Annotated in this window: 2 protein-coding genes; both read left to right on the forward strand. The window is 63.5% G+C overall.

Translation table 11 applies throughout. From position 1 onward, the window contains the following. Positions 1-96: 96 nt before the first annotated feature. Positions 97-5,664, forward strand: a complete 5,568-nt coding sequence (locus tag ETD86_RS51275) for a LamG-like jellyroll fold domain-containing protein (protein ID WP_211370859.1) — start codon at positions 97-99, stop codon at positions 5,662-5,664. 148 nt (positions 5,665-5,812) lie between these two features. Next, positions 5,813-6,883: a hypothetical protein gene (locus tag ETD86_RS51280; RefSeq protein WP_138673880.1), complete on the forward strand. Its 1,071-nt coding sequence runs from the start codon at positions 5,813-5,815 to the stop codon at positions 6,881-6,883. Positions 6,884-7,256: the final 373 nt, after the last annotated feature.

Below are 7,256 nucleotides of genomic sequence, written 5' to 3' on the forward strand. Positions count from 1 at the left end.
CCCCCCACGACATCACCCCCGAGCACCCCCGCGACGCCGACCGAAAAAGCGCTGGCGCAGGCCAAGAAGGAGAACCGGCGCGTCGAGGTCGAGTCGATGGGCTCGGAGAGCACCACCTTCTACGCCAACCCGGACGGCAAGACGATCCGGATGGAGTCCAGCGCCCAGCCGTTCCGGAAGAGGAACGCCGACGGCAAGGGTTTCACGCCGATCGACACCACCCTCGTCAAGGCGGACGGCGCCATCAAGCCCAAGGCCACGCTCGGCGACCTCGTTCTGTCCGCGGGCCGGGACAAGACCCTGCTCAAGAGCCAGGCGACCGGCGCCGAGGCAGCGGCGGACGACGCCACGGCGAAGATCAGCACACCCTCGGCACTGCCTGAGCCGCAGCTGAAGGGCAACACCGCCACTTACCCCGACGCCTATGGCAAGGGCCGCGACCTCCTGGTGACCGCGACCGCGACCGGTTTCCGGCAGCAGGTCGTCATCACCGAACGGCCCAGCGGTCCGGTCACCTTCAAAATGCCGGTGGCACTGCCCGCCGGGCTCTCCTTCGGCAAGAACGCGCAGGGCCGGCCCGTCATCGTGGGCAAGGACGGCAAGACGCTGACCGAGCTGCGGCCGACGCTCCTGCAGGACGCCACGGCCGCCGACGCCTACGCCCCCATCGACGAAGGCAAGGTCGGCAAAGCCGCGATCAGCCTCGATGACGACGGTAAGTCGCTGGTGTTCGCCCCAGATGCCGCGTTTCTCGCTGACCCTGCGGTCACCTATCCCCTGACCATGGCGGCCGTGACAGCCGACTGGTGGGAGACCCACACCGGCGCAGGCGGTCTGCCCAAGCAGGGCTGGGACACCTTCGTCAACAACGCCGACTACCAGGACAGCTGGTACAACTTCAACCTGGACCGGATCCTGGTCGGCAAGTCCAACAGCGGCACCGTCCGCTGGCGCAGCTACATCAAGTTCCCCGACATGCCCGCCGAGTTCCGCGGACTCAAGGTACAGAACGCCGACCTTATCCTGTGGAACCACCTGTCCAACGACTGCGGGACCTACATCGGCTCCGGGATCACCACCCGGCAGGTCACGTCCCCCTGGGACGAAGCGACCATGACGTGGAACAGCCAGCCGTCGGTCACCTCAACGGGCCAGATCACCGAGGGCGCCGCCTACAGCCCCAACTGCACCAGCGGAGCCGCAAGCTGGGCAGGCAAGGAATGGGACCTGGTCTACTCGATCGACGACATCGTCCAGGCCTGGTCGGACGGTGCCTCCAACTACGGCGTCCAGCTCACCTCCGGCAGCGAGTCGGACACCACCAACTGGCGCCGCTACCGGACCGACGAGGCAGGCGGCTGCAGGAGCACCCCGCTGGAGGAGTGCAAGGGGCAACTCCACCCGCCCATCCTCACCGTTGACTTCGAAGCGCCTCCGCCGCCGGTGCCGAACATTGGATATTGGCTTTATCCCGGAGAACCCCATCCGACGACGGCGGATGAGATTCGCGCCTTCGCGGACGACCCAGCAAAGGGACGCTCTGCGACTGCTCTTCCAAGCCCTGAAGATGTTTCGTGGGAGAAGGCCTCGGAGCTCAGGCTCCGTTCCGGCCAGGACATCTCCACCTCGGCAGAAGATCTTCTGAACGGTCCTGCGCCTGTCGAGGAACCACAACCCGATGCAGCTCCGCCAAGCGTCGTAACAACGTCGCCCGCCAGAGATGCAACCAACACGGCGACCAAGCTTGATGTCTGGGCTGTGTTCAGCGAAGACGTATCGAAGGCGGAGATAACCCTCAAGGACTCCGCGGGAAACGCTGTCCTCGGAAGCAAAATTACCGGCCAGGCTGCGGATTTCGTTGGATTTACTCCAACAACGTCCTTGACGCCAGGGTCGGTTTACGTTGCCCAGCTGAGTGGGGTGGAGGATGCAGCGGGCAACGCGATGCCCTCCTACTCCTGGTCGTTCACGACTGACGGCACGCCACCGGCGGTGTCTTCGGTGAGCCCGGTGGCCGCGGCCACCGATGTTCCAGTCACCACCCCGGTCACAGTGACATTCAGCGAAGTGGTCACTGACGCCCAGTTCACGCTGAAGGACTCCGGCGGATCCGCGATTGCCGGATCATCGGTGATGGATACCACCGACCGAGTGCTCACCTTCACTCCTGAACAGCCGTTCACCGAGACTTCCACCTACACCGCCGAGGTGTCCAGCGCGAAGGACCTCGCGGGCAACTCCCTGGCCGCGCCGTACAGCTGGTCGTTCACCACGGGTGCGAAACCACCGAGCGGGCTCGTGGCGGCGTACGGCATGGATGAGGGTGTCGGGACGAGCGTGAGCGACTCCTCTGGCCACAACAACACCGGAACAGCCACTGCCACCTCGTGGCAGAACGGAAAGTACGGCAAAGCGCTGCTGTTCAACGGCACCTCCAGCTGGGTGACCGCCCAGGACGCCGCCTCGCTGCGCTTGGAGAGCGGGATGACGCTGTCGGCCTGGGTCAACCCGGCCTCGGTGACCAACTGGAGCCCCGTGGTGGGCAAGGAGCTGAGCGAGGGAGGCGTCTCGTACACCCTGTACGCCGCCAACGGCGACTCCGTCCCCTCTGGTTGGGCGCAGCCCGAGCCGGAGGCCGTCTCGACCGTAGCCGGTACCTCCCCGTTGCCGGTCAACACCTGGAGCCACCTGGCGCTCACCTACGACGGCACGTACCTGCGGTTGTTCGTCAACGGCCAGCAGGTCAACCAAACTCCGTTCAGCGACAGCCTGTATGACGACGGCAGCCCGCTGCGCATCGGCGGCAACCAGATGTGGAGCGAGTACTTCAGCGGCCTGATCGACGAGGTGCGCATCTACAACCGCGCGCAGACCACCACCGAGATCCAGACCGACATGACCACCCCGATCGGCAAGACGGCGCCGACGGACACCCAGGCGCCGACCGCGCCCGGCTCGCTCGCCGCGACGGACGCCGCCGGAAGCGCGCAGCTCACCTGGACGGCCTCAACGGACAACGTGGGCGTGCACGCCTACACCGTCCACCGCTCCACCACGCCGGCCTTCACCCCGTCGGCCGCGAACCAGGTCGGCTCGTCACCGGCCACCACGTTCACCGACGCGGGCCTGTCAGCGGGAACGTACTACTACCGGGTCCGCGCCGCCGACGCGGCCGGCAACCTCAGCCCGTCCTCGAACGAGGCCTCGGCCACCGTCACCGCCCCGCCGGCGAACCCGGGCCTGGTGGCCGCGTACGGCATGGACGAGGGCACGGGCACCACCGTGGGCGACTCCTCCGGGCAGAACAACACCGGAGCCGCCACCGACACCACCTGGGCCAACGGCAAGCACGGCAAGGCCCTGTCCTTCAACGGCACCTCCAGCTGGGTCACCGTCCCGCACGCCCAGTCGCTGCGCTTGACGAACACACTGACATTCTCGGCGTGGGTCCAACCGGCCACAGTGGCCGGCTGGCGCACCGTACTGTCCAAAGAGAACACCAACGGCCACGCCTACGGCCTGTACGCCTCCTACGGCGGCGTCCCCCTGGGCTGGCTGGAAAACGCCACCACCTCCAAGTCGGTGGTGGGTGACGATGCGCTGCCGGTCAACCAATGGAGTCACCTGGCCGTCACCTACAACGGCACCATCGTCACCCTGTACCTCAACGGTACCCAGATCGACCAGACACCCATGACCGGCAACCTCGCCGACAACGGCGGTGCACTACGCCTCGGCGGCAACAACATCTGGTTGGACGAGTTCTACAGCGGCCTGATCGACGACGTACGCATCTACAACCGCGTCCAGACCGCCTCCGAAATCCAAACCGACATGAACACCCCCATCGGCGCCGCGGCGACCAGCACAGCACCAAGGCTGAACACGGCCACCGCGGATCACGCCGGGATCGCGAAGCTGACGGTCGACGACAGCCGCACCATAGACGGCGTCACCGTCACCTCCATCCTCACCCCCCGCCTGACCACCTGGCTGCCCGCCCAGCGCGACGGCGAGGCGAAAGTGGAGATGGAAATCTCCCGCATCCCCGCCAAGGCCAGCAAGTCCGGCAAGTTCGTCAAGACGGACGAGACCACTGAGGGCAAACAACTGGTCTGGTCAGGTCAGGCCACCGCCAAGCGCGCCGACTCCCGGGTGACGCTGCAGGTTCCCGGTGGGCGGCTAGGAGACGGCGATTTGGTGAGGTGGCGCGCCCGCGCGACCGCCCCTGGTGCCAACGGCGCCTGGACTGGTTGGCACACCATCAGCGTGAGCATCCCTGCAGCCACCCCTGCTGATACTCGCCCAACCCAGCGTAAACTCGACAATGCCGTCGTCCAGAGTGCGCCAGCCGCGGACGACCCGATTCCCATTTATGAATTCGATCGCATTACCCCTGACGAATGCAATAAGGAAATCGCCAAAGCGGGTCGTCCGCAGGGCTGGATCAAAAACCACTATGCCTGGTGCTCCATCGGCGACGTTTCGGCGATAGACAGCTCCACCCCTAACTGTCGCATCACCTTCTGCCAGGCAAAGGGAAAGGTGATGACCATTGTCCAGACCTTCCACGGCAAGGGCAGTCTGGGCGCGGATGAAGCAAAGGGCGCCACATCACGAGACATCGTGGTTGACGTCTATTATCTGGATACCCAACTCGACGACATCTATAACGTAGGCATCGGTTCGCGCCAAATGACGATCGGCGTAAATCCGGTGGGCACTCGATGCCAGCACGTAACCGAGTTCGGAGGCAGCCCGAACGTCAATCACCGCACCAAGTCGATAAATAGCTGGGACGGTGGTACTGCGCGGTTCCGGCTGCGCTGCCCCAAGGAGAAAGCAGATCCGAAGCGGACGCTCGTCTGGGAAGTGCACGACAACGGAAGTCCCGCCAAGACGGAAGACAAGGAAAACGTGGAGGCCGTAACAATTGACGGCTTCCGTACGTATGTGAACTGGCCGACCTGGCCGGGCATCCAAGGCTATTACTCGGTTTCAGGGAAACCGCTCGAGGATCGCACCATTGTTCGGTGCGACAGCGCCAGCTACATCGCAGGCGATGGTGGCTGCATCCTCGACAGTGTCGTCCCCTCGATCGTGTTCAGCACCGGATCAGACTATGACGAGGCATACGAGCATTACTACAAGGCGTGCAACGATCCCAACGACACCTACGAGAAGCCTCTCGGCTACGTCGGCCCCGGAGGAGGGGCGGGGAAGACCATCATCCAGGGATGCGGCGGCGAGGATAAGAGCAGGGCATGGCTCCACAGGCTCTCAGGCGACCTCGCCGACGCCTATCGTAGAAAGTATACGAGACCGAAGTGCATAGAGATCTGGGGAGTAAACTACACGCAGAACCAAACCCGTCAATGCGATGAATACCCCTTCGCCTCCACGTATGAGCGATGGGAATGGTCCTCGCTCTGGGACGGCGACAAGCCGGCCAATCCCGATAAGTTCTCCGTCTGTCCCATAGCGAACGACGACAACAAAAAGGCCGGCGACGCGCTCGACAAGAGATTCTATCTTCGAGACCGAATCCTGCATGGCGATCCGTTCTTTGTCCGGTTCAAGACCAAGATCGACGTGCGACCGATCGAGCAACTTTGCGGCAATCCCACCAAGGAATACCAAGATTGGGATGATCGCAGACGGTAAAGCATCGGGCGACGCCTTCTAGCGTCAAGCGATAAGCACTCCCTGTTTGAGCCGGCCCGGGTGCCGAAACGGAAGCTTCAGCGCTCCCGGGCCGGCTCGGCATGAACCATCTTCCCGATCGACTTATCGAGGAGTAGTATCAGGCACCATGTACGATCTTGCTGCGACAAACTACTACCTGCGCTTGCTGCGTTCCAGCTCTGCTCAGTGGCTATCCGATCGAATGTGGTGGATCTCTGTCACGCCAAAAGCTCAACAATCGATTGAGATCGACGATATCCACGAAGTCCTCGCGGGTGGGACTCCGCCAGAGGTTCGCCAAGAAGACGGATACGAACTTCCGATAACGCTGCACTGTCCGGTAGTGGCATTCTTTGTCCATCGGTCCGCAGGAGACGGGACGGTATCGATCCTCAACCTGTCCTCTGAATCCGCCTCCTTGAGAGACTATTGCCGCGCTCTGAGCAGTGGTGCGTCGGCGCTGGGAATCGAGTGGGGCGGCAGAACTTGGGAGGCCATTGCGTATGCCGAGGACGGGGATATCGTCGCGTACTTCCCCGAAGGTTTCTCGCGCGAGCTCGCCGGCGGAACCAATCCGGAAGCGCTCAGCCAAGAGCTGCAATTCATCCACCAATTTTCCGAGGACAGTCCTGCTGGCGTTCTCGCACAGAAGGCGGCGGCGCTGGCGATTCTGGAAGCCCGGTCAGGGCTCCGCATCACCGAAGAGTGGCTGAATTCAACCCACGAAGTCGTCTACGTCGACGTTCCGGTCGGCGTCGGCGATTCGGCATACGGTGATGCCATCGCTTCACCGCCGACTATTCCGAATCCACCGGATGCGTGGCCGCACAGCAAGAAGTCTGAACTTCTCTTCCGGATTATCGACCTGCTTGTCGCGAAATTCGGCTTTGAATGGCCGGAGATTGCAGAGGCCCGTAGCGCTTACGGCTCGGGGCATGTCCCCGAGGAGGCGCTCCACACAGAGGTCATGGACCGCACACTTCGCCTCGGGCGAGATTGGCTGCAGGCTACCAATGAATATGAATCGTCCGCTGCGAACTCTGGGCTCATGAGGTTGCGATGGAGGGCTGGGATTGCCGTCCGAGTCGCGCTCAGAGAGATCGAACAGAGCAACCCCAAACTGTCCTCGCTTCAGCTTGCCAAAGAAGCTCTTGGGACGGAATGGCCGACCGTTCAGCAGCATATCCTCAACCTCTGATCTACTTTCTGAGAGTAAGCCGCCAGGGCTTTTAAACGTCTGGCTGACGCGGGGTTGAGGAAGGCTCTGGGCCAGAACCCCCCGCTACCTGGCCTGCGCGATCTCAGAGGGCGGTTCGCGGGTTGATGTCCCTTTGACCGCTTGCGCTGCATGAGGAGGGCTGGCGCGCCAGGGGCAGGTCCAGGGCCAGGCAGAAGTCGCGTGCTCGTGATGGGCGACGACGACCTCGGCCTTCTCCACGTCGGCCATTGTCGCGGGATGACCATCGACGTCGCCACGAGTTTCGCGCGCGACCGCCTAATGGGCCAGCCAGCGCAGCTTTCCTTCGGTGGTCAGGAGGGCCAGCTCACCGTCCGCGGTGTAGGCGGCCGAG

It is taken from the genome of Nonomuraea turkmeniaca, from assembly GCF_005889735.1.
Lineage (GTDB): Bacteria > Actinomycetota > Actinomycetes > Streptosporangiales > Streptosporangiaceae > Nonomuraea > Nonomuraea turkmeniaca.